Origin of the sequence: Methylobacterium sp. WL7 (assembly GCF_008040085.1) — a bacterium.
Taxonomy (GTDB): domain Bacteria; phylum Pseudomonadota; class Alphaproteobacteria; order Rhizobiales; family Beijerinckiaceae; genus Methylobacterium; species Methylobacterium mesophilicum.
Map to the genome: position 1 here is coordinate 15,396 of NZ_VRVG01000016.1, position 24,238 is coordinate 39,633.

The 24,238-nt window shown below is 69.5% G+C and carries 15 protein-coding genes and 1 tRNA gene; 5 read left to right on the top strand and 11 right to left on the bottom strand.

Annotated features, from left to right (window positions below):
• Nucleotides 1-69: 69 nt before the first annotated feature.
• Nucleotides 70-3,243, top strand: coding sequence for a multidrug efflux RND transporter permease subunit (locus FV233_RS06850; RefSeq protein ID WP_147897012.1), 3,174 nt, complete (start codon nucleotides 70-72; stop codon nucleotides 3,241-3,243).
• 100 nt (nucleotides 3,244-3,343) lie between these two features.
• Here the strand turns inward: FV233_RS06850 and FV233_RS06855 are convergent, their stop codons facing one another.
• The 7 genes from FV233_RS06855 to FV233_RS06885 all read right to left on the bottom strand — a co-directional run bounded on the left by FV233_RS06855 (nucleotide 3,344) and on the right by FV233_RS06885 (nucleotide 12,666).
• Nucleotides 3,344-4,378 carry an adenylate/guanylate cyclase domain-containing protein gene (locus FV233_RS06855; RefSeq protein WP_147897013.1) on the bottom strand — a complete coding sequence of 345 codons (1,035 nt, stop codon included), beginning with the start codon at nucleotides 4,376-4,378 and terminating at the stop codon, nucleotides 3,344-3,346.
• Nucleotides 4,379-4,424: 46 nt separating this feature from the next.
• Nucleotides 4,425-4,784 carry a response regulator gene (locus tag FV233_RS06860; RefSeq protein WP_147854468.1) on the bottom strand — a complete coding sequence of 120 codons (360 nt, stop codon included), beginning with the start codon at nucleotides 4,782-4,784 and terminating at the stop codon, nucleotides 4,425-4,427.
• A 70-nt stretch (nucleotides 4,785-4,854) separates the two neighbouring features.
• A complete protein-coding gene (locus FV233_RS06865; RefSeq protein WP_147897014.1) occupies nucleotides 4,855-7,728 on the bottom strand; it encodes a response regulator in 2,874 nt (957 codons plus the stop codon).
• A gap of 468 nt (nucleotides 7,729-8,196) precedes the next feature.
• The gene (locus FV233_RS06870) at nucleotides 8,197-8,403 is read right to left on the bottom strand and encodes a hypothetical protein (RefSeq protein WP_147854466.1); all 207 of its coding nucleotides are present in this window, start codon (nucleotides 8,401-8,403) and stop codon (nucleotides 8,197-8,199) included.
• 28 nt (nucleotides 8,404-8,431) lie between these two features.
• Complete coding sequence (locus FV233_RS06875) at nucleotides 8,432-9,142, bottom strand: sugar transferase (protein ID WP_147897015.1); 711 nt, start codon at nucleotides 9,140-9,142, stop codon at nucleotides 8,432-8,434.
• 1,125 nt (nucleotides 9,143-10,267) lie between these two features.
• Complete coding sequence (locus tag FV233_RS06880; protein WP_147897016.1) at nucleotides 10,268-11,584, bottom strand: MFS transporter; 1,317 nt, start codon at nucleotides 11,582-11,584, stop codon at nucleotides 10,268-10,270.
• Nucleotides 11,584-12,666, bottom strand: a complete 1,083-nt coding sequence (locus FV233_RS06885) for a helix-turn-helix domain-containing protein (protein ID WP_187278063.1) — start codon at nucleotides 12,664-12,666, stop codon at nucleotides 11,584-11,586. The genes FV233_RS06880 and FV233_RS06885 overlap by 1 nt, the downstream gene beginning before the upstream one ends.
• 567 nt (nucleotides 12,667-13,233) lie before the next feature.
• On the opposite strand from FV233_RS06885, the gene FV233_RS06890 reads away from it, so the two are divergent.
• Nucleotides 13,234-15,537 (top strand): TonB-dependent receptor, encoded by a 2,304-nt coding sequence (locus tag FV233_RS06890; RefSeq protein WP_147897018.1) that lies wholly within the window; start codon nucleotides 13,234-13,236, stop codon nucleotides 15,535-15,537.
• A 174-nt stretch (nucleotides 15,538-15,711) separates the two neighbouring features.
• Here FV233_RS06890 and FV233_RS06895 read toward each other — a convergent pair.
• From FV233_RS06895 to FV233_RS06910, 4 genes are all read right to left on the bottom strand, one after another.
• A tRNA-Gln gene (locus FV233_RS06895) sits at nucleotides 15,712-15,786 on the bottom strand.
• Nucleotides 15,787-15,916: 130 nt separating this feature from the next.
• Nucleotides 15,917-17,494 (bottom strand): aldehyde dehydrogenase (NADP(+)), encoded by a 1,578-nt coding sequence (locus FV233_RS06900; protein ID WP_147897019.1) that lies wholly within the window; start codon nucleotides 17,492-17,494, stop codon nucleotides 15,917-15,919.
• A gap of 61 nt (nucleotides 17,495-17,555) precedes the next feature.
• Nucleotides 17,556-19,226, bottom strand: coding sequence for a thiamine pyrophosphate-binding protein (locus FV233_RS06905; RefSeq protein ID WP_147897020.1), 1,671 nt, complete (start codon nucleotides 19,224-19,226; stop codon nucleotides 17,556-17,558).
• A 148-nt stretch (nucleotides 19,227-19,374) separates the two neighbouring features.
• On the bottom strand, nucleotides 19,375-20,067 hold the full coding sequence (locus tag FV233_RS06910; protein ID WP_147897021.1) for a GntR family transcriptional regulator: 693 nt from the start codon (nucleotides 20,065-20,067) through the stop codon (nucleotides 19,375-19,377).
• Between the two features lie 182 nt (nucleotides 20,068-20,249).
• On the opposite strand from FV233_RS06910, the gene FV233_RS06915 reads away from it, so the two are divergent.
• From FV233_RS06915 to FV233_RS06925, 3 genes are all read left to right on the top strand, one after another.
• On the top strand, nucleotides 20,250-20,969 hold the full coding sequence (locus tag FV233_RS06915; RefSeq protein ID WP_147856414.1) for a ribonuclease activity regulator RraA: 720 nt from the start codon (nucleotides 20,250-20,252) through the stop codon (nucleotides 20,967-20,969).
• 305 nt (nucleotides 20,970-21,274) lie between these two features.
• On the top strand, nucleotides 21,275-23,005 hold the full coding sequence (araD, locus tag FV233_RS06920) for an L-arabinonate dehydratase (protein WP_147897022.1): 1,731 nt from the start codon (nucleotides 21,275-21,277) through the stop codon (nucleotides 23,003-23,005).
• Nucleotides 23,006-23,105: 100 nt separating this feature from the next.
• Complete coding sequence (locus FV233_RS06925) at nucleotides 23,106-24,110, top strand: SMP-30/gluconolactonase/LRE family protein (RefSeq protein WP_147897023.1); 1,005 nt, start codon at nucleotides 23,106-23,108, stop codon at nucleotides 24,108-24,110.
• Nucleotides 24,111-24,238: the final 128 nt, after the last annotated feature.

A 24,238-nucleotide genomic window follows, 5' to 3' on the forward strand; every position in this document is an offset into this window, starting at 1 on the left:
ACCCGTCGATCCGCGCTCCCGCCCGTCCGGCGGGCCGCCCCTGAGACGTCGGCACCGAGGGCCAACGGCATGATCTCGCGCTTCTTCATCGAGCGGCCGGTCCTGGCCAACGTGCTCGCCCTGGTGATGGTGCTGGTCGGCGCGGTCTCGCTGTTCAACCTGCCCGTGTCGCAATACCCCAACGTCGTCCCGCCGACGGTCCAGGTCACCACGCGCTATCCGGGGGCCAGCGCCCGCACGGTGATCGACACGGTGGCGCTGCCGATCGAGCAGCAGGTCAACGGCGTCGAGGGCATGCTCTACATGCAGTCGACCAGCGCCAGCGACGGCACCTACACCCTCACGGTCACCTTCGCGATCGGGACGGACGGCGACCAGGCCCAGGTGCTGGTGCAGAACCGCGTGGCCATCGCGATGTCGTCGCTGCCGCAGGCGGTGCAGGTCCAGGGGGTCACGACCCAGAAGAAGTCCACCGCGGTCCTGCAATTCGTGACGCTGTCGTCCCCCGACGGACAGTTCGACAGCCTGTTCCTGTCGAATTACGGCGTCATCAACGTTCAGAACGAGCTGGCCCGGCTTCCGGGCGTCGGCAACGTCACGGTGTTCGGCGCCGGGCAGTACGCGATGCGGATCTGGCTGGATCCCGACCTCGTGCAGGCTCGGGGTCTCACCCCCGACGCCATCATCACCATCGTCCAGCAGCAGAGCCAGGAGGTCACCGCCGGGGCCGTGGGCATGCCGCCGGTCCCGGCCGGTCAGGACTTCCAATACACCCTCAACGTCAACGGGCGGCTGAACGACGCCCCGGATTTCGAGAACATCGTCATCAAGGCGGATGCGCAGGACGGCGGCCGCATCACCCGTCTGCGCGACGTCGGCCGGGTCGAGCTCGGCGCGCAGACCTACAGCCAGTCCTTCACCCTGAACGGCCAGCCCGCCGCCGGCCTCGGCATCTTCCAGCTGCCGGAGGCGAACGCGCTCACGGTGGCGGAGGCGGTCCGGACCCGGATGGGCGAGCTGGCCAAGAGCTTCCCGCCGGGCCTCGTCTACAGCATCCCGTTCGACACCACCGGGTTCGTGCAGGCCTCGATCCACGAGGTCTACACGACGCTGTTCGAGGCCGCCGTCCTGGTCCTGATCGTCATCCTGGTCTTCGTCCAGGACTGGCGCGCCATGCTGGTACCGGCGACCACGGTCCCGGTGACCATCATCGGCGCCTTCGCGGCCATGGCGGCGATGGGCTTCAGCGTGAACCTCTCGACGCTGTTTGCCATCGTGCTGGCCATCGGCATCGTGGTGGACGACGCGATCGTGATCGTCGAGGGGGTGGCGCACCACATCGACGAGGGCCTCTCGCCCCGGGCGGCGGCCGAGAAGGCGATGGAGGAGCTGTTCGGCCCGATCATCGGCATCACCCTGGTGCTGATGTCGGTCTTCGTTCCGGCCGCGTTCCTGCCCGGCCTGACCGGCCAGCTCTACAAGCAGTTCGCCCTGGTCATCGCCGCCACCGCCCTGATCAGCGCGGTCAACGCCGCCACGCTGAAGCCGACCCAGTGCGCCCTGTGGCTGCGCAAGCCGGTGCCCCCGGAGAAGCGCAACGTGTTCTACCGCGGCTTCAACCGCGTCTACGGCGTCGCCGAGGATTGGTACGCAAGGCTGATCGGCCACATGGTCCGGCGAAGCGGCGTCATGGTCGCCGTCGCGCTCCTGCTGATCGGCCTGGCCGGATGGGGGCTGACCCGCCTGCCGACCGCCTTCCTGCCGACCGAGGACCAGGGCTACGTCCTGATCGGGGCGCAACTGCCGGACGGCGCCTCGAAGGAGCGCACCGACGCGGTGATGCAGCGTATCAGCGCGCAGGCGAAGGCGACGCCCGGCGTGGACAACGTCCTCACCATCAGCGGCATCTCGGTCCTCGACGCCAACGCCACCCTCCCCAATGCCGGCGTCGCCTACGTCGTGCTCAAGGATTGGGACGCCCGGGGCAAGGCGAAGGGCCAGGACCTGCGCAGCCTCTACGAGCGCTTCAACGCGATGCTGGAGGAGGTGGAGGGCGCCTCGACCTTCGTGCTCATCCCCCCGCCGATCCAGGGCATCGGCAATGCCAGCGGCTTCACCATGCAGGTGGAGTTGCGCAACGGCGACTTCGACTACCCGCTGCTGGAAAGCCTCGCCCGGACGATCGTCGCCGACGGGACCGCGCAATCCGGGCTGCAGAAGCTCAACACCTCGTTCCGGGCCGGCGTGCCGCAGATCGCGATCGCGGTGGACCGGGTCAAGGCCGAGGCCCTGGGCGTGACGGTCGGACAGGTGTTTTCGACGCTGTCGAGCTACGTCGGGTCGTCCTACGTCACGCAGTTCAACAAGTTCGGCCGGACCTTCCAGGTCTACGTGCAGGCCGCGCCCGATTACCGGCTGCGCCCGGAGGACATCCAGAACCTGAAGGTGCGCGCCGGCAACGGCGTGATGGTGCCGCTCGGCACCGTCGTCGAGATCAAGTCGGTCCAGGGCCCATCCCTGATCAGCCTCTACAACCTCTACCCGACGGCCACGATCGTGGGCGGGGCGGCCCCGGGCTTCAGCTCCGGGCAGTCGCTGGACCTGATGCAGCAGATCGCCGCCAAGGTGCTGCCGCCGGGCACGGGCTACGACTGGACGGCGATGTCGTATCAGGAGAAGGCCGTGGGCTCCCAGATCTACTGGGTGTTCGCGCTGGCCATCGTGCTCGTCTACCTCGTGCTGGCCGGGCAGTACGAGAGCTGGATCCTGCCGCTGGCGGTCCTGCTCGGGGTGCCGCTGGCGCTCCTGGGCACGGTCGGGGCCCTGCTGACGCTCGGGGTCGCCAACAACCTCTACACGCAGATCGGCCTGATCCTGCTGATCGCGCTGGCGAGCAAGAACGCCATCCTGATCGTCGAGGTCGCCCGCGAGAAGCGGCAGGCCGGGCTCGACATCGCGGTGGCGGCCGTGGAGGCGGCGCGGCTGCGCTTCCGCCCGATCCTGATGACCTCGTTCGCCTTCATCCTCGGCGTGCTGCCGCTGGTCACCGCCTCCGGGGCGGGGGCGGCGGCGCGCAAGTCGATCGGCATCGCGGTATTCAGCGGCATGCTCGCCTCGACCTGCCTGGCCGTGCTGTTCGTGCCGTCCTTCTACGTCATCCTGCAGCGCCTCGAGGAGCGCCGCGCGCGGGGCCCGCGCCCCGCACCGGCCGGGACGGTATCGGCGGCCTCGGAGAGCCTCTGACCGCGACGACGCCCGGCCCGGATCTCAGAAGCCAAGCGGATCCGGTGAAGCCTGGCCGCCGACGCAGCAATGCGCGTGGTTCGTCCCGCGGTGGAAACGCCTACCTCAGCGTGCAACAATAGACCTCGCATTCGCCCTTCCCCTTGAGGGCGACCTTCCCGACGGGACGGATCGCGCCGCCGTCCCGCACCCGGGTCGAGGCCTCCTCCGACAGGTGGACGGCGCATCCGTCGCCGAGCGCACAGAGGCGCGCGGCCACGTTCACGGTGTCGCCCCAGAGATCGAAGGTGAACTTGGACCGGCCGACGATGCCGCCGACGACCGAACCGATGTGGATGCCGGCCCGGATCCGCCAGCCGGTCGGCCCGTCGCCCGCGATGGCGACCATGTCCCGGGCGCAGCGCACCGCCGCGGTCACCGGGTCGGCATGGGGCGACAGGAGGTTGGCGGTGGCCATGAACGCGTCGCCGATCGTCTTGATCTTCTCCATGCCGTGCGTGTGGGCGACCACCTCGAACGCCTCGGCGAGGCGCTGAACCTCGGCGACGACGGCTTCGGGGCCTTGGGTGTGGCACCAGGCCGTGAAGCCGACGAGATCGATGAACAGCACCGCGACGTCGTCGAAGAGCCGGGGCTTGACCTGCCCGGTCGTCATCAACTCGCTCACCGCCGCCACGGGCAGGATCGCGTGGAGCAGGTCGTCGGCGCGCTTGCGCTGCCGCTCGATGGTCTCGAGATGCGCCATCTCCCGGTCGTGGAGCCGCTTCCGGTCGAGGCACGCGCGGATCCGGGCTTCGAGCAGCACCGGCTCGAAGGGTTTTGGCAGGTAATCCTCGGCCCCCATCTCGATGCAGCGCACGATGCTGCCGATCTCGGTCAGCGCCGAGATCATGACCACCGGGGTATGGCGCAGCCGCTCGTGCGCCTTGATGCGGTCGAGCACGGCGTAGCCGTCGAGGATCGGCATCATCACGTCGAGCAGGACCAGATCGAACGGCTCCGCGTCCAGCAGATCGAGGGCCACGCGCCCGTTGGAGGCCCGGACGCTCGCATGGCCGAGAATCTCCAGTTCCTGCTCCAGCAGGTCGAGGTTGAAGGCTTCGTCGTCGACGATGAGGATGCGCGCTGGGTCCACGGGTCTCGCTCTCTCCGGGCCGAAGCCTCTCTGGGGCCGCCCGCGCTCAGTCGAGCCAGTGATGCAGCTTGGCGAACAGCAGGTCCTCGTCGACGGGCTTCGTCATGAAGTCGTCGCAGCCCGCGGCCCTGGCCTTGTCGGCGTCGCCGCTCATCGCGTTGGCGGTAATCGCGATGACGGGGATGCCGGCCGTCGCCGGGTCGGCCTTGATCCGCCGCGTCGCCTCCCAGCCGTCGATGACCGGCAGGGAGAGGTCCATCAGGATCAGGTCCGGGGTGTGGCTCGCCGCCATCGCGACGCCGGCGGCGCCGTCGACCGCCATCACCAGCGCGTAGTCGTCCTCCAGGAGCTGCATCAGCAGATCGCGGTTGAGCGCGACGTCTTCGACGATGAGGATGGTCTTCATCCGCCGACATCCTCGCGGGCTGCGTGCGGGTGATGCATCGGTTCTTCCGCGGCCGTTTCGCCAGCAGCGCTCATTGCGTGACCTCGGCCGCCGGGTTGTCCGCCAGCGGCAAGGCCCGCCTGACCTCCCGGACCAGGGCGTCGCGGTCGAGGCCCTGCTTGTCGATCAGTCCGCGCACGCGCTCCCGCAGCATGCCCTGATCGGCCGCGTTCAACGATGCCGCCGTCAGGACGACGACGGGGATCGTCCGGCCGACGGGATCGGCCTGGAGATGGTCGAGGAAAGTGAGGCCGTCCATGCCCGGCATCAGCAGGTCGAGGAGGATCACGCTCGGGCGCGCCTGCGCGATGCGCTCGAGGCCCGCGGCGCCGTCCGGGGCCCAGTCGATCGTGCAGCCCTCGGTGTCCAGTAGCTGGCGGACGAGGTCGACCACGTTCGGGTCGTCGTCGACCACGAGGATGCGCTCGCTGTTGGGGGCGGCGCGGCCGAGGGCGCCGATCAGCGACTCGCGCTCGAACGGCTTCACGATGTAGTCGCTGGCGCCGAGGTGGAAGCCGAGTTCCTTCTGATCGACGATGGAGATCAGGATGACCGGGATCTCGCGCGTCAGCGGGTCGGTCTTGAGCGCGTGCAGAACCTGCCACCCGTCCGTGCCCGGCATCATGATGTCGAGGGTGATCGCGCGCGGCTGAAGCTCGCGCGCCTTGCGCAGGCCGTCCTCGCCGTTGGGGGCGCCGACCACCTCGTAGCCGGCGTCCGACAGGTTCTCCTGCAGCAGGTAGACGACGTTCGGGTCGTCATCGATCGCGAGCACGAGCCTGGATCCGGTCCGGGGCGCGGCATCCGTCGCGGGCGCCGTCGGCTTCGGGCTCGGCTGAAGTTCGAGGGCGCCCTCGACCCGCTGCGGGATGGTGAGGGTGAAGGTCGAGCCCACGCCTTCCCGGCTCTCCACCGCCACGTCCCCGCCGAGCATCCGCGCCAGCCGGTGGCTGATGGCGAGGCCGAGCCCGGTGCCGCTGTGGGCGCGGCTCGCGGAGTTGTCGACCTGCTGGAACTCCTCGAAGATCACGGTCAGCGCCGCGTCCGGGATGCCGATGCCGGTATCCGAGACCGCGAGCGCGATCCGGTCTCCGACCGCGCGGGCCCGCAGCGTCACCGAGCCGGTCTCGGTGAACTTGATGGCGTTGCTGAGGAGGTTGATCAGGATCTGCTTGAGCTTCTCCTGGTCGGTGAAGACCGTCTCCGGCAAGCCCTCCACGTCCTTGACCAGCCGCACCCGCTCGCTCTTGACCAGGGGCTCGACCGTTCGGAGGCAGAGGTCGAGGGTGGGCTCCAGCGCGAACTGTGCCGCCTTCACCTCCATCCGCCCGGCCTCGACCTTGGCGAGGTCGAGGATGGTGTTGATGAGCGACAGCAGGTGTTCGGAACTCGTCAGGATCTTTTCCAGGTTTTCGAACTGCTTCAGGGGCAACACGTCCTTGGCCCGGCGCATCACCAGCCGCGTGAAGCCGATGATCGCGTTGAGCGGCGTGCGCAGCTCGTGGCTCATGTTGGCGAGGAAGCTGCTCTTGGCCCGGCTCGCGTTCTCCGCGGCGTCCTTGGCCTGACGCAGGTGCTCCTCCGCGCGCTTGCGCTCGATCACCCGCCCGAGCTGGGCGCCGATGTTGCCCATGACCTTCAGCAGCGCCGGATCCGGCGTCCGGGCCTCGCAGGCGAAGAACTCCAGCACCGCCACGACCTCGCGCCCGATCGTGACCGGGAAGGCGAAGGCGGCCCGGATCCCGTCCGCTGCCGCGGCGGCGGCGCGGGGGAGGCCGGGCTCCGGCTCGGCATCGAGGACCCAGGCCGCCTCGCCGGAGGCCAGCACCCGCCCCGGCAACCCGACGGCGGCCAAGAGCGGCGTCCGCGCCGTGACGTCTCGGAACCGCGCGAAGCGCTCCGGCGCGTCGCAGTGCCAGAGGCCGGTCGGCACCAGGGTCCCGCTCCCGTCTTCGGCCAACCGATAGGCGTGCCCGAGGGGCCATCCGGTATGGGCCGCGACCCGATCCAGGCAGAACCGCACGGCGTCCTCGACGGTGGCGGCTTCGTTGGCCGCGGCCGCGGTGACCTGCAGCAACTCGACGAAGGCCGTCTGCTCCCGGAGCGAGAACTCGGCCGCCTTGCGCTCGGTGATGTCGCTCCACGACTCGACGACCTCGACGGGCTCGCCGTCCGGACCCCGGACGAGGCGCTGCTCGTCCCGGACCCAGCGATAGGCGCCGTCCTTGCGCAGGAATCGGTACTCGATGACGTTGTGGCCGGTCTCCAGCAGATGCGGGAACTCGGCCAGGACCCGGTCCCGGTCCTCGGGGTGCAGCCGGTCCAGCCAGAATTCGGGGCCGGCGAGGTAATCGCTCGGCTCGTAGCCGAGGAGGTCGCGCACGTTCTCGCTGATGAAGGTGGGCGCGTTGCGGCCGCCCACCTCGAAGCTGCAGATCATCGAGGGCGACGCGGTCAGGAGGTAGGTCAGCCGCCCCTGCGTCGTGAGCAGGGCCTGCTCGGTGCGCTTGATCTCGGTGACGTCGGTGTAGACCGCGACCGTCCCGCCGTCCCGGGTCCGGCGCTCGTTGATCTGTATCCAGCGCCCATCGCGCTGCTGCTGGAGGATCGGCCCGCGCGGATCGCGGAAGAGCGCGAGCCGGCTTTCGAGCCACGCGTCGCCGGTGACGCCCTCCTCCCGCACGACGCAGTTCTCCGCGGCGGCGCGCGCTATCGCGGAGAACGCGGCCCCCGGGGCGATCACGGCGTCGAGGCCCGGATGAAAGTCGCGGAAATGACCGTTGCAGAGGCGGAGGCGGTCTTCGGCATCGAACAGGGCGAAGCCGTCAGAACTGCTCTCGATCGCCTCGATCAGACGTTGCCGCTCGCCGTCACGCGACGCCGTTTCCGTGTCGAAGGCCATCATTCTGTGCCCTGCCGCCTCGAGCTTCCGACGCTGGGTTCTCGGGCCTTCCTCGGACATGAACCAGCGTCATCGATCCATGAGATCGACGCGCGATATCAAGTCACTTTGGAGCGGGGATCCGGAAATCACAATACCGAACGGTTTCCCCACAGGGGCTATCGCGAGTCTGTTGTGCGTCTACTGATCTGTTTTCTGGGTTGATCGGTATGATCCCGGATCGGCCGCCGTATCCGACCGGGGACGGGCGCCGATCATGCCGCGTCTGGCGCCGCTGCGGGCGGCCGGGGTGCGCGGGTTCGGGCCGCTGGGTCGTGGAATTGTCGAGACGCTTAGGATGGGGACTCGCCCGCCCCTGCCACCCGCTGCCGACGCTCGGTCGAGGTTGACCACCGTGACGCCATGGGACGCGCAGGGCTACCGAAGTCGCCGACCTTCCGCGCCATCGGACTGGATCGCCGGCCCGGAGATTCAGAGGTGCTGCACGTCGATCTTCGGGCGACGGCTCATTCGGGCAGCCGCCCGCGACCAGAGCCGGTGCGACGCCTTGTACGCACGGGCCGCACGCAGCATCACACCCACCGACAGGCTCAGCACGCTCGCCAGGAGCAGCAATGGTCGGGAGGGTGCCGTCTCGGCCTCGGCGTAATCGTACCAGAGCGGGTTGTCGTCCTGCATGGCTCGGTCCCTCGGAAGCGCGGCCACGCTACTTGCTGCCGCGCTGGGCGAGCACGGCCGGGACGGTGCGCAGCATGATCGCGATGTCCCGGCGCAGGCTCCAGCGGCTGGCGTAGTCCAGGTCCAGCGCCACGCGCTCGGCGTAGCTGGTGTCGGAGCGGCCCGAGACCTGCCACAGGCCGGTGACGCCGGGCGGCACGGCAAAGCAGGTCGCGAACGCCCGGCCGTAGCGGGCGACCTCGGCCTGCACGATCGGGCGCGGCCCGACCAGGCTCATCTCGCCGCGCAGGACGTTCCACAGCTGCGGCAGCTCGTCGAGCGAGGTCTTGCGCAGCACCTGGCCGATGGCGGTGATGCGCGGGTCGTCGGACAGCTTGTGCGTGGCGGCCCACTCGGCCCGGGCGCGCGGGCTGGCGGCCAGGTGCGCGGCCAGCACGCCCTCGCCGTCCGTGACCATCGAGCGGAACTTCAGGCAGCCGAAGCTGCGTCCGTCCCGGCCGAGCCGCATGTGCCGGAAGATCGGCGCCTTGCGGTCGCCGGCCCAGACCAGCACGGCGATCAGCAGCATCAGCGGCAGCAGCAGGAACAGCGCGGTCGCCGCCACCCCGATGTCGAGCCCGCGCTTGGCCGCCCAGTCGAGCCGAAGCCCCCGCGCCACGAACGGCGTCTCCGGCAGCACAGCCTCCGCAACAGCCTCGGCCGCCTCGCTCACCTGACCGACCGTGAGGTCAACCGTCACGGCACAGCCGCCGACAGGCGCAGCCCGACGAGCCGCGAAATCGGCCGTATCACGTCGATGTAATACACTGTGCAGCATAGTTCCGGCCTCTGGGTAGCGACGGTTGCCTTGGGTATTGGCTGGATGGTTAATCAATCATTACGTCTAAAAGCGGGTAAATCACGGATGCCGATATGAGACTAGAGGCGATATTTAATTCAAATGCACTTAGTTAACTGGTCTATGGCGGCGTACGTAGTTGGGCGATGCCGTCGAAGGAAAACAGGTCCCCGCCCGCCTGCCGCAGTGTTCGGCCGCTGAAGCCTACGTAGTTTCGGATCGGAGAGCCCCGTCTGCCCGGATCGATCGTACGCGACACAGATACGGATGCGTCGGACGGCAGCACCCACTTCAAGCGAGCCCCATCGGTCGGGCTCTCTACGGGCACGCCGGCAGGAAGACCTGGCCTCCCAACACCAGAACCAAGTCATCGATGGCGATCCGTCGATCGCGAGCGGACCCGCGGTGCCGCTCATGTCGGCGACAGCCATAGCCCTGATCGCTTGGGCTACGGGTGGCGTGAAGCCCGATGCAGGCGAGGTTCGGCACACGGTTCGTCGCGCGCACTGAGACATCCGCCGACGGGATCGAAGATACGCCCTGGTGAACGTCGACGATGGTCGGCCGTATGCTGGGCGCGATCATGCTTGCGCCACCGGTGCACAATAGAAAATGCCGCCGGTCTCCCCGATGATCTCCACAACCCAGTCCCATGTGGAATCGCAACGGGCGGCCCCGGTCCTACGGCACGCTGCAGCCACCCGGTCGGCGACGCCCATCGCCTCGTCGAAGACTTGCGTCTCCAGCACGAAGGGGGCGCACCGGATCTTTGTGCTCGAGGACTTGATCTGCAATTTAAACACGATGTCTGGCCGCACATAAAAGCAAAGACGATGCAATGACCGCATAGGCGGTTATGAACAGGTCCGCAGTGCCCTTACAGACACTGTAACCCGCCAAGCTAACCAATTGAGGCGGGAAAAACGGCAGGACAAAAGAACGGGACGCCGAGACAAACGCGGACGCGTCGGCGCCGGATGCGGGCCAGCCCGCGACAGCGTCGCCGGTCCGATCGCCGGGATACCGCTATCGCGAACGGTCCGGCCTCGACGGCGTACGAACGGCGCCGCCGACCAGGGCGAGGACAGACCCCAGCGCCGAGACGGGGACGAACACGGTCAGCATCGCCAGTCCGACGCCCTCGGCGCCGAAGATCCGATCGTTGAGGATACCGACGAGGAATGGACCGAGACCGAAGGCGATCAGCGTGACGCCGGACACGAAAAGCGCGTTGACGCGTCCGCGGAAGGCTCTGGGTGTCAGGACCTGAAGGCTGGCCAATATGGGTGCGCTGGTCATGCCGAGAAGCGCCACCAGGACGGTCAACGCCGTCAAGGACACATTGAGGTCGGAGGCGAGCGCGGTCGCGGCGACCGCGGGACCCGTCAGCGCGAGGGCGGCCGCGAGGATGAGAGATCCGGGTCTGCGTCGTCCGCGCGCGCGCCAACGATCGAGCAACCGCCCGGCCGTGAGATGTCCGGCCGGTGCCGCGACGAGAACCAGCAGGCCGATCCGTATGCCGCTCTCGGCGGGCGTGAGATGATGGACCCGCACGTAGAAGGTCGGGATCCAGGCCGTCAGCGTCTGTCCGATCAGGACGGCTGCGACGGCGGTCCCGAAGAGCGGCAGATACTGCGCGCGCCGCCGACACAGCCACGCCCGGAGCCGCGTCTCGCGCGTTGGCGGCGCGGGTGACGGTTCAACGATGCGGAGGGCGCCGACGAGCAGCAGGACGTTGGGGAGGCAGGCCAGGATGAACAGGGCGCGCCATGGCGGCAGGGCGGCCTCCATCCCGGGAAGCCGGAAGCCGCCGATCCCCGTCATCCAAGCCAGCACCGTTCCGCCCAGCAGGAGGGCGGAACTGCGCCCGACGCTTCCACCGGCCGTAAACCACGAGATGCCCCGTCCGAGCCGATGCCTCGGCAAACGATCGGACAAGAGCGAGAGCGCGACGGGCGTGATCGCCGCCTGCCCGAGGCCGAGGAGCGCGCGGGCACCCAGGAGCAGCACGAAGGTGTCTGACAGGCCGCACGCGAAGGTCGCCGCGCCCCACACGACGATGCTGGCGACCAGCAGCGCACGCCGATGGCCGCGATCCGCCAGGACACCCATGCCGGGCATGGCGAGCGCATTCACCAGCGCGAACGCCGACCCTTGAACCAGCCCGAGTTGCGCATCGCTGAGGCCGAGATCCACCTTTAGGGGCTGCGCCACGAGGGTGATCAGAAAGCGATCGCCGAAGGCGACCAGCTGGACCGCCGCGAGCAGCAGGACCAGAGGCAGCCCATCCCGGTCGCGCCAGGCGCGACCGGGCCGAGTGCCCCCGCCCTCGGCGCCCCGCATCAATACAACTCGGCAACCCAGCGCGCGAGGACCGGGTCGGGGGCAACCCCGTCCCTGGCTCCGGTCGAGCGGGCCTGCCGGATCTCCGTGCGGAACCGGCCCGGCGGCGCCCCGTAGGCGCCCGCGAAGACGCGGCTGAAATGGCTTTCGTTGGCGAACCCGTGCTCATGCGCCAGGCTAGCCAGGGGGCGATCCTCGCCGGGCCGCAGCAAGGCCTTCCGCACCGCCTCCAGCCGGCGCTGCTGGATGTAGCGCGCGATGCCGCCGTCCACGCCGAAAACCTTGTAGAGGGCCGAGCGCGACATCCCGATCCCGGATGCGACGGCCTGTACGTCGAGCCCCGCGTCCATCAGGTGTGCCGCGATGAACGCTTCGGCCCGCGCTCGACGCACGGGGTCGGCCGCCTCGTGCGACAGCGCCCGATCCGTGATCGGCAGGTTGGCGAGGCCGAGGCCCAGGAGCTCCGTCACGGCGCGCGCCGCGTGGCCGGTGCCGTCCGGCGGCAACGTCGCCACCCGCCGGACGAACGAGGACAGAAAGTCGGAGAGCAATCCGGCCGCCGCCGCCGGGAGGATCGCCCCGTGGATGTGATCGATGGTCCCGAGCACGCTGCGCACGTGCTCACGCGCCAACTGCACGGAGATGAGCCGGGCGCGCTCCATCTGCGACCGGTGCGGCCGCGAGGTGTCGACGATCATGATCTCCCCGGGACTGAGCCGCCGCTCGTCCTCGATCGGACCCGACACCAGCTCACCGGAGAGGAGGAGGTGCAGAACGAAATGGTCGAAGCCGTCGCGTCGAACGCGCGCGGCGTCCCGGCTGTGCCGAAGGCCGCTGATCCGACGATCGAACACGACCATCCTGGGCTCCCGCACGATCCGGACGGTGGCGTGGAAACAGCCGTCGGTGCGCGTGACGTCGGTGCCCGAGCTGTAGAGTCGCCGATACGCATCGAAGCTGCCGCAATCTGCGGCGGCGCGCGCGTCAAAGGTCAGCGCTTCGACAGGCATGAATCGGCATATCTCCCGGACGGTCGAGGGAAGGATCTTCGTCGGATCACGACTGCGCGCGCGGCCAAGCACGCGTTCGCAGCGGCCCCATCGATCCCCGCTCAGGTGCGGCGACCGCACTGCGATACGAGCGACGGTTCGAATGGTTCCCGGGATGCCAACCGGCTTAAACCGACGCAAGGGTATCGGCGGCGTCCTCGCGCAACCTTGATTCAGGGCCTCCCGAACGGCCGACCTGCCATATCCGGCCGTAACAGGCCTTGAGCCACCCACGGTCACAATCCGGTGACCTCGCAGCAGCGGGGCGCGAGCGATTGGCGAGCCGCGGTCCGTCCCCTGTCCGGGTAGCGAGCGTCGACCGCACTGCAGCGGGATCCGCGCCGACAACCGCGAGCCGGCTGCGCCAGCGCGGAACGCTGCTCGCAACGACCGTACGATCCGGAACGTCACTGCTCGACGGGAACGTCGATATAGGGCCGATCTCAATCTCTGACCGTAGTGCGTACCACTTTCGCATGTTACGCGCGTGTCATCGATTGCGTCTCGACGCACGCGCAGCGCCTTTCGCCATCCGGCATTCATCCGAAACGTCGGGTAGGCTCACACGACCATGTGCGTGACCGACGGCCCTCCGGAGCCATGATCCGCCACCGTGCCGCTTGCGGCGTCATCGCACTTCTCGCGGCCTCCCCGCTGTGCACCGGCGCTGGCGCTGCTCCGGCAACACGCCCCCTTGTCCTGGAGGAGTTGTCCGTCGTGGGCGACGCGCACCCGCCCACTGGACAGCCCGCAGCCAGCCCCCTGATGGACGACCGAGACCGGCCAATCCGAGAACCGGCGGGAGCGCCGACGACCCGGCTGGGCGCGATTGCGAATCGGCCCGCGGCCGACATCGGCCAGGTCCTGATCGACAGTCCCGGCGTCACGATCCGTCAGGGGACGGGTGGCCGCGATGTGATCGTGTCGATCCGCGGCAGCAATGCCCGGTCGACAGGCACGAACAGGAACATCGTCGTCGTGGAAGACGGCTTCTCCCTGACACAACCGGACGGTGTTTCCCGCTTCGATCTGACCGACCCGCACGCCTACAGCCGCATCGACGTGTTCCGCGGACCGCAATCGGCGTTGTTCGGCAATTACGCCACGGGGGGCGCCATCGCGTTCCAGACCCGGACCGGCCGCAAGATCGACGGCTACGAGATCGGCACCGACGCCGGCAGCTTCGGATACCTCAACACCTATTTCACCGTGGGCGGCGCCAGCGGGCCGTTTGAGATCAGCCTGTTCGCCAGCGATGTCCGCGCCAACGGCTATCAGGATCATTCGAGCTACGACACGCAGACGATCAACCTCTTGGCGAACTATACCCCGACCCCGGACAATCGCTTTACTTTGAAGGTCATCGACAACACGCTCAACGCGAACCTCGCGGCCCGCTCCTCCCTGGCGCAGTACCGGATCAACCCCTACCAGCGCGGCTGCGCTGCCGCCGCGACCGCTGCGCCGGGCTGCACGACGGTCGCGTATTTCGTCAACGGCGCCTTCGGACCGACGGCGGCGGTCACGGCGAGCGAGGCGGCCCTGTTACGCGCCGACCAGCGTTCGGTGGCGGCCGCGCGCTGGGAGCACGACCTCGACGCGTCCACGACCATGCGCACGCAGCTCGGTTTCGATGAGCGAGCCTTCAACCAGCCGTTCACGACGGCGGCACCGCGCGGATCGTACCCCGCCTGGAATGTCCTCACCGACCTGAGGCGACAGGATACGCTGTTCGGGCTCCCGGCGGTCGGCTACGCGGCGCTCACCTACAACACGATCGACGGCCACGCCGCCATCTTCAACAGGGTGCCGTACGGCGGCCCGCGCCTGGGGGCCCTCATCGGCGATCAGCGCACCGTGCAGGACAATCTCGGCGGGCGGGCTCGGATCGAGCTGACGCTCGGAGAGCACTGGACGGCCGTGGCGGGTTTCGGTGTCGAGCGTACGGCCATCACCGGGCGGAACGACACGTTCTCGACCAGCGCCGCCGGCACGGTCGGCACGGTCGTGCGCGTGGATCGCAGCTTCCTGAACGTCGCGCCGGAGCTGGCGCTGGTCTTCAGCCCCGCTCGCGAATGGCAGGTTCGCGGCCGGGCGGCCGTCGGCTACGGGACGCCTGCGGCGACCAACCTGTTCATCACACCCGCGGGGCAACCGGGCGACAACGTGCAGCTTCAAGCCCAGAGGAACCTGGGGTTTGACCTCGCGGTGAACTGGTCGCCCGCACCGGACTTGCAGCTGTCCGTGACGGGCTTCTACGAACTGTTCCGCAACGAACTGCTCTCGCAGTCACCCGGGGCGGGCCTGTTGCCGTATGTCTTCAATGCTCCAGCCTCGGAACACCGGGGTATCGAGATCGGTGGCCGCTGGATTTCACGGGACGGCTGGCGGGCCACATTGGCCTACACCCACGACGACCAAGTCTACACGAACTTCGTGGAGCGACTCAGCGCCGGAACACGGGCCGCCCGCTTCGACCGTGCGGGCAACCACATCCCCGGCGTGCCCACGGACGCAGCCTTGATCCGGCTCGGCTACGAGCAGACGGATGGGCCGTGGGCGGGCGTGGGCCTGTTCGTCGAGGCGGTCTCCCAGAGCAGCTTCTTCATCGACAACGCGAACCTGCTGAAAGCGGCCGGTTTTGCCGTCGTCAACCTCAACCTGCACTATGACCGGGCCTTGACGGGCGCCGCGGACACAGGCTTCGCCCGGCGGCTGAGCCTCTACCTCGAGCTGCGCAACCTGCTCGATCGGGTCTACACCAACTCGGCACAGAACCTCGCCGATACCATCAACGCCAACACCGGCGTTCAGAACGGAGCGGGCATCCTCGCCCAGACGACAGGCTCGATCTTCGCCGGCGCCCCACGCACGCTGATCGGCGGTATGAAGCTCGCGTTTTGAAGACTCGGCGGATCGAGAACTTGTTCGCTCCGGCTGGTCTGGGAGCGGGGCAAGACATGCGTCCCTGTCCGTTTCGGACAACGGACCTCCCGAGTGAACTTGGACGGCGCGGTCGGCCCGGGTGGGTCCGATAACAGCCGGAGAGTCAACGGCCGGCTGAGAATCACAGGACTTTGGCTGGGGCGCCAGGATTCGAACCTGGGAATGGCGGTACCAAAAACCGCTGCCTTACCACTTGGCGACGCCCCACCGTGGGCCGGGGCTGTCTAGACGGGCAGCCCCGGCCTGGCAAGCGGTCGTTCGGGCGCGGACGGCGGGGTTCGAGCCTGCGGCGCGCGGGGATGGACGGCTCGCGCCCGGCCCCGCGGCCCTGGGGCTTTCAGCGGCGCTCGAGGGTGCCGTCGAGCCGGCGCGGGAGGTTGAGCGGGTTGGCCTCCTGGAGCGCTGCAGGCAGCAGGGCGTCGGGGAGGTCCTGGTAGCTCACGGGCCGGAGGAACCGGTCGATCGCGAGGCTCCCCACCGAGGTCGTGCGCCCGTCCGAGGTCGCCGGATACGGGCCGCCATGGACCATGGCGTGGGCCACCTCGACCCCGGTGCCGAAACCGTCGATCAGGATGCGCCCGACCCGACGCTCCAGCAGCGGGAGCAGCCCGCGCACGGCCGCATGATCCTCTTGGGCGATGTGCAGGGACGCCGTGAGCTGTCCCTCGAGTCGCTCCAGCACCGCCCGCATCGCGGCGAGGTCGGGGCAGCGCACCACAAGGGCCGCCGCGCCGAACATCTCCTCCTGCAACGCCGGCTCGGCCAGGAAGGCGTCCGAATCGGTGGCGAACAGGGCTGCCCGGCCCTGGGTGGCCGTACCCTCCGGCCCTTCGGCGAGCCGCGTCACGGCGGCGTGCCGGCTCAGCCGCGCGACGCCCTCGCAATAGGCCCGGTGGATGCCAGGGGTCAGCATGGTCGCGGCCGGGCTCTCCCGCAGGGCGGCCGTGGCCGAGGCCAGGAAGGCTTCAAGGCCGGGGCCGGGCACCGCCAGGATCAGGCCCGGATTGGTGCAGAACTGCCCGGCTCCGAGGGTCAGCGAGGCCGCGAAGGCTCGCCCGATCGCCTCGCCCCGCGCCGCCAGGGCGCCCGGGAACAGCAGGACCGGGTTGATGCTGCTCATCTCGGCATAGACCGGGATGGGGCGGGGACGCTTGGCCGCGATCTCCATCAGGGCGGTGCCGCCCCGGCGCGATCCGGTGAAGCCGACCGCGGCGATCCGGGGATCGGCCACCAGCCCCTGCCCGATCGACTGGCCGGCATCGAACAGCAGCGAGAAGACGCCCTCCGGCAGGCCGCTCGCGGCGACCGCCTTCTGGATCGCCCGGCCGACCAATTCCGAAGTGCCGGGATGGGCCGGGTGCGCCTTGACGATCACCGGGCAGCCGGCCGCCAGCGCCGAGGCGGTGTCGCCGCCGGCCACCGAGAAGGCGAGCGGGAAGTTGCTCGCGCCGAACACCGCCACCGGTCCCACGGCGAGCATCCGCAGGCGCAGGTCCGGCCGCGGCAGCGGCTTGCGGTCCGGCAGCGCCGGATCGATCCGGATCTGGAAGGCGCTGCCCTCGCGCAAGACGCCGGCGAACAGGCGCAGCTGACCCACGGTGCGGCCACGCTCGCCCTCGATCCGCGGCCGGGGCAGGCCGGTCTCCGCCATGCAGCGGGTGACGAGATCGTCGCCGATGTCGAGGATGTTGGCCGCGATCGCCTCCAGGAAGGCCGCCCGGGCCTCCGGCGCGGTCTCGCGGTAGGTGTCGTAGGCCGAATCCGCCAGGGCGCAGGCCCGGTCCAGATCGTCGAGGCTCGCGCCCGGGAACTCGGGTTCCAGGGTGTTGCCGGTGGCCGCCTCCACGGCCCGGAACTCGGCTTGGGTGCCTCGCCGGGCCTGAGCGCCGATCAGGTTCTCGCCACGCACGGTCATAATCGACTCCTGTTCGAAACGGGTGCGGATGCTCCGCACCGGGTCGGTGAAACGGGGCCTCTCAGCCCTCGCGTGCCGCCAGGGCCTTCGCGCGGATCGCCGCGAGGGTCATGGTCGGTGTCAGCGCCTCCGGGTCGACGAGGCAGTGGATCATCGCCGGCAGGCCGGCGGCGAGGCTGCGCTCGAAGGCGGGGGCGAACGCCTCGGTGCGCTCGACGCGCTCGCCATGGCCGCCGCAGGAGCGGGCCAGGGCGGCGAAATCCGGATTGCGCAGTTCGGTCGCGGAGACCCGCCCGGGATACTCGCGCTCCTGGTGCATCCGGATCGTGCCGTACATGCCGTTGTCGAGGACCACGATCACGATGGCGATGCCGTACTGCACGGCGGTGGCGAATTCCTGCACGGTCATCATCACGTCGCCGTCGCCCGCGAGCGCCACGACGATCCGATCCGGTAGGCTGCGCTTGGCCATCACGGCCGCCGGCAGCCCGTAGCCCATCGACCCCGATGTCGGGGCAAGTTGCGTCCCGAAGGCTCGGAACCTGTAGTAGCGATGGATCCAGGTGGCGAAGTTGCCGGCGCCGTTGCAGATCACCGCATCGCGCGGCAGCCGCTCCCGCAGCCAGGTGATCGCCTGGCCGTACTGGAACGCCCCGGGCTTGGGGTCCGGCGCCTCCGACCAGGCGCGGTAGGAGGCATGGGCCTCGGCGGCGCGCCCCACCCCCGGCGCGTCGTAGCCCGGCAGGGCGGCGCAGAACGCCCCCGGGCTCGCCTGGATCGCCAGCGCCGGCTGATAGACCCGGCCGAGTTCCTCCGGATCGGGATGGACGTGGACCAGCGGCAGGCCGGGATCGGGGATGCCGAGCAGGCCGTAGGATTGCGCCGGCATCTCGGAGAGGCGGCCGCCGACCATGAGCAGCAGATCGGAGCCCTTGATCCGGGCCAGAAGATCCGGGTTCGGCCCGATCCCGAGTTCGCCCGCAAAATTCGGGTGGTCGGCATCGAACAGGTTGGCCCGCCGGAACGAGACCGCCACCGGCACGTCGTGGTGCTCGGCCCAAGCCGCCAGGGCGGCGCGGGCGGATTCCGTCCAGCGCGCGCCGCCGAGCAGGACGACCGGCCGCCGCGCCGCGGCCAGCATCGTGCGCAGCCGCTCCACATCCTCCGGCGACGGGGCGGGCTCGGCCGGGACCACACGCGGCGCGTCGGCGACCGCCGCGACATCGTCGAGCATGTCCTCCGGCAGGGCGATCACCACCGGCCCGGGGCGGCCCTGCAGCGCGACCCGGAAGGCCCGCGCGAGGATCTCCGGGATGCGGGCCGCGTCGTCGATCTCCACCGCCCACTTGGCCAGGCCGCCGAACATCTGACGGTAATCAACCTCCTGGAACGCCTCCCGGCCCCGCATCGCCCGGCCGATCTGCCCGACGAACAGGATCATCGGCGTCGAATCCTGGCGCGCGATGTGGACGCCCGCCGAGGCGTTGGTGGCGCCGGGCCCGCGGGTGACGAAGCAGATGCCCGGACGGCCGGTGAGCTTGCCGGCGGCCTCCGCCATGATCGCGGCGCCGCCCTCCTGCCGGCACACGAGCACGTCGATGCCGCTGTCGCGCAGGGCGTCGAGCACCGCGAGGTAGCTCTCGCCGGGGACGCAGGTCACCCGTTCGACGCCCTGGACGAGCAACTGATCGACGAGCACCTGCGCACCGGTGCGTGGGGGCAATCCGCTCAAGCCGTTTCTCCCTGGCGATGATGCCGCCCGGAGGAGGTCTCCAGGGGCGGCCGGCCTGTCGCGGCCCTGCGCCTTACCGATGCCGTGTCCTGGGATGCGACTGATATGTCAGCTTCAGGGTAGGGCTGCGGGTGGCCCGGTCAACCTGTCAGACCAGAGGCCGGCGGTCGAGGGCCCGGCGCGTCATCTGATCGAGGAGATCGAACAGCGTCGCGATTCCGGCAAGGGCCTTCTCGGCGTCCCGGGCGGCGATGCCGGCCACGATCGTGGCGTGGATCCCGGCGCAGTCTCGGAAGCTGGCGGTGGGCTCGTGGCTGTACCAGAAGCGCCGGGACTGGGCGTGAAGCGGGCCCATCGTGCCGGTCAGCGTCTGGTTGTAGGCCGCTGCGACCATCGCCTCGTGCAGGGCGCGCTTGAGCCGGAAGTAGACCTCGCGGTCCCGGGCCCCCGCGGCCACCAGCAACCCCTCGGTATGCCGCTGCAGGGCGTCGAGGTCGTGGTCCGAGGCACGGGCGACGATGCAGCGGGCCATCGTCTCGTCCAGCGGGCGCCGGACCTCCAGCAATTCGAGGTGGCGGATGACGTCGACCGGGGTGACGAGCACGCCGCGGCGCGGATGGACCTCGACGAAGCCGATCGTCTTGAGCCGCGCCAGCGCCTCGCGGACCGGGGTGCGCCCGAGCGCCAGTTCCGCGCCGAGTTCGCCCTCGGACACCATCGCACCCGGCGCGAGGCGGCGGCTGATGATCATCTGCTCGATGGCGTCGTAGGCGGTCTCGGCGAGGGACCGAGGCCGTCCCGCGTCGGTCGCGATCGCGCGCGCGTCGGGGCTCGCCGTCAAGCTCCTCGCATCCCCCAACCCGATCCCCTCCCGAAGCCTTGGCTTGCTTCAGTTGACAATGGCTCCAGTCGGCGCACTACTCAAGCGCTGAGATATCAGGGGTCGCCCAGGGCGCAACTGCGCCGACCGGATCCTCGACGATCCGGGCTCGATGGCGACCGCCTTCATGGGAGGAGATGCGGATGGCCGGGCTGTCCCCTGCGACGCGCGACAAGCTCAAGACCGTCAGCACGGCGACGCTGATGACCGCGCTGTTCAAGCGCGGCCTGCGCAACCAGATGATCCAGGGCGTGCGCCCGCTGAAGGCCGGCGGCGGCACGATGGTCGGCGAGGCGTTCACCCTGCGCTACATGCCCGCCCGCGAGGACCTGAACCCGATCACGGTGTTCCGCGACCGCGCGCATCCGCAGCGCAAGGCGGTGGAGGAGTGCCCGCCCGGCGCCGTGTTCGTGATCGACAGCCGCAAGGACGCCCGGGCGGCCTCGGCCGGCTCGATCCTGGCGACCCGGCTGATGGTGCGGGGCTGCGCCGGGCTCGTCACCGACGGCGGCTTCCGCGACGCCGACGAGATCGCCCAGCTCGACATGCCGAGCTACCACGTGCGCCCCTCGGCGCCGACGAACCTCACCCATCATCAGGCCATCGACATCAACGTGCCGATCGGCTGCGGCGACGCCCCGGTCTTCCCGGGCGACGTGATCGTGGGCGACGGCGACGGCGTGGCGGTGATTCCGGCCCATCTCGCCGACGAGGTCGCCGACGAGGCGGTGGAGATGACCGCCTACGAAGATTTCGTCACCGAAGAGGTCCGCAAGGGGCGCTCGATCCTCGGCCTCTACCCAGCCACCGACGAGCAGAGTCTCGCCGACTTCGCCGCGTGGCGGAAGCAGACCGGGCGCTGACAAAGGCTGGCCCCGGTACGGTGACGCGTGCAGCTCTAGCAGGACGTCCGTGAGACGCTCGGGATCGACTGTGGGCGGTTCGGGTCGACCGGCGTGCAACACCAGTGCGCCGGCGAAGACAACGATACCATCCCGACGGAGGCCACTGGCACCTGCGAGGCCAGACTGTATTTCTCGGCGGCCTGCGCGGTCAGCTCCAGCATGTCGCCTTCTTTGCGGCCCGCTCCGCTGTGGTGGCCAAGGCGTCGCCGAAGCCGAACCGATCCACTCAGCCCGACCGAACGCGTGAGACCGGAGACCGCTTGATGACCGCACACAAGAAGACCCTCGGTGATCTGCGCAGTCAGCGCTGGTTCGGCGCCACCGACCTGCGCAGCTTCGGCCACCGCTCGCGGATGCTTCAGATGGGCTACGAGCGCGCCGACTTCACCGGCAAGCCGATCGTCGGGATCATCAATACCTGGAGCGACATCAATCCCTGCCACCAGCATTTCAAAGCGCGGGTCGAGCACGTGAAGCGCGGCGTCTGGCAAGCGGGCGGGTTTCCGATCGAACTCCCGGCGCTCTCCTTGTCCGAAAACTTCGTCAAGCCGACCACGATGCTCTACCGCAACCTCCTGGCCATGGAGGTGGAGGAGCTGCTGCGTCAGCACCCGGTCGACGGGGCGGTGCTGATGGGCGGTTGCGACAAGACCACGCCCGGCACGGTGATGGGCGGCATCTCCATGAACCTGCCGATGATCTTCCTGCCGGCCGGGCCGATGATGCGGGGGCATTCCGGCGGGACGATCCTCGGCTCGGGCTCCGACGTCTGGAAGTACTGGGCCGAGAAGGAAGCCGGCGCCATCACCACGCAGCAGTGGAACGACATGGAGGCGGGCATCGCCCGCTCGGCCGGAACCTGCATGACCATGGGCACGGCCTCGACGATGACGTCGATCACCGAGGCTCTGGGCCTGTCGCTGCCGGGCTCGGCCTCGATTCCCGCTGCCGACGCCGACCATCCGCGCATGGCCAGCGCCTGCGGCCGGCGCATCGTCGAGATGATCTGGGAGGACCTGAAGCCGTCCGACATCCTCGACCGGCGCTCGATCGACAACGCCCTGGTGGTCCACAACGCGCTCGCCGGCTCGACCAACGCGATGATCCATCTGGTGGCGATGGCCGGGCGGGCCGGGATCCCGATCAAGCTCGCGGAGTTCGACGAGTTCGCCCAGAAGGTGCCGGTGATCGCCAACCTGCGGCCCTCGGGCCAGTGGCTGATGGAGGATTTCCACATCGCCGGCGGCATCCGGGCGCTGATGGTACGGCTGTCCCCCCTCCTCCACCTCGACGCCCGCTCGGTCACGGGCGGTACGGTCGGCGACGGGCTCGCCGGCATGAGCGTCTATAACGACGACGTGATCCGCCCGCTGGACAAGCCGATCGTGACGACCGGCGGCACCGCGATCCTGTACGGCAACCTTGCGCCGCATGGCTGCGTGATCAAGCCGCCGGCCGCGGATCCGCGCTTCCTCAAGCATACCGGCCCGGCCCTGGTGTTCGACGATTACGACGCCATGAGCGCGGCGGTGAACGACCTCGACCTCGACGTCACCCCGGACCACATCATGGTCCTGCGCAACGCCGGCCCGATCGGCGGCCCGGGCATGCCGGAATGGGGCATGCTGCCGATCCCGAAGGTGCTGCTCCGGCAGGGCGTGCGCGACATGCTGCGGATCTCGGACGCGCGCATGAGCGGCACCAGCTACGGCGCCTGCATCCTGCACGTCTCGCCGGAATCGGCGGCCGGCGGGCCGCTGGCCGCGGTGCGCAACGGCGACCGCATCACGGTCGACGTGGCCGAGCGGCGCATCCACCTGCACCTCGGCGAGGCCGAGATCGCCGCCCGCGTGGCCGCGTTCGTACCGCCGAACCGGGCCTATCCGCGGGGCTACAACCGCCTGTTCGCCCAGCACGTCCGACAGGCGCACGAGGGCTGCGACTTCGATTTCCTGGAGGGCGCCGGCGGCATTCCCGAACCCGAGATCCACTGACGCCAGCCCGCCGGACGCGGTCCCAGCCCGGCGCAAGAAAGCCCGTCGAAAGAGCGGTCCGTCGGCGATGGCCGGCGGATGATAAGAACCGGGAGGATACATGGCCACGATCGCACGCAGGGGCCTGCTCGCGGGTGCGGCATTGCTCGGAGCCGCGCGGGCGGCCGGAGCCGGATGGGAGCCGTCGCAGCGTGTGCCCGACCCGGCCGTGGAGGTGCTCGATCCGGCCTTCGCCAAGTACCGCCTGGCTTCCGCCACCGTGGAGCGGGTCGCCACCGGCCTGCGCTGGGCCGAGGGGCCGGTCTGGTTCGGCGACATGGGGGCGCTGCTGTTCAGCGACGTGGTCAACGACCGCATCATGCGCTGGGACGAGGCCTCCGGCGCGCTCACGGTGTTCCGCAAGCCGTCCGCCTATGCCAACGGCAACACCCGGGACCGGCAAGGGCGCCTCGTCACCTGCCAGCACAAGACCCGGAGCGTCACCCGGACCGAGCATGACGGCTCGATCACCACGCTGCTCGATCGGTTCGACGGCAAGCCGCTCAATTCGCCCAACGACGTGGTCTGCCATTCCGACGACGCCGTCTGGTTCACGGACCCGGCGTTCGGGCCGAACCCGCACGAGTCGATGGCGGCTCCGGAGCTTCCAGGCAACGTCTACCGCATCGACCCGGCCACCGGGCAGGCGAGCCTGGCGGTGGCCGGGCTCGCGGGACCGAACGGGCTGGCCTTCTCACCGGACGAGTCCAAGCTCTACGTCATCGAGGCGCGCGCCAAGCCGAACCGCCTGATCCGCGTCTACGACGTGGTCGAGAACGGCACCAAGGCCGCCAACGGACGGGTGTTCTTCGACGCCGGCACCGGCACGCCGGACGGGTTCCGGGTCGACGTCGATGGCAACCTGTGGTGCGGCTGGGGCATGAGCGAGGCCGAGGACGGCGTGCTCATCCTGTCGCCGCAGGCCAAGCCGATCGGCCGGATCCGTCTGCCCGAACGCTGCGCCAACCTCTGCTTCGGCGGCCTCAACCGCAACCTGCTGCTGATGGCCGCCTCGCATTCGGTCTACGCGCTCTACGTGAACACGCGCGGCGCCGGGACCTGCTGAGCCCAGCCGCGCGGCGTTCCTCCGAAAGAGCCGAAACGCATCGTCATTCCGGGGCCGCGCAGCGGAGCCCGGAATCCAGAGCCGCCGAGCTTGCCGGCTTTGAGCAACCCGCCTCGCATTGTTCGGGC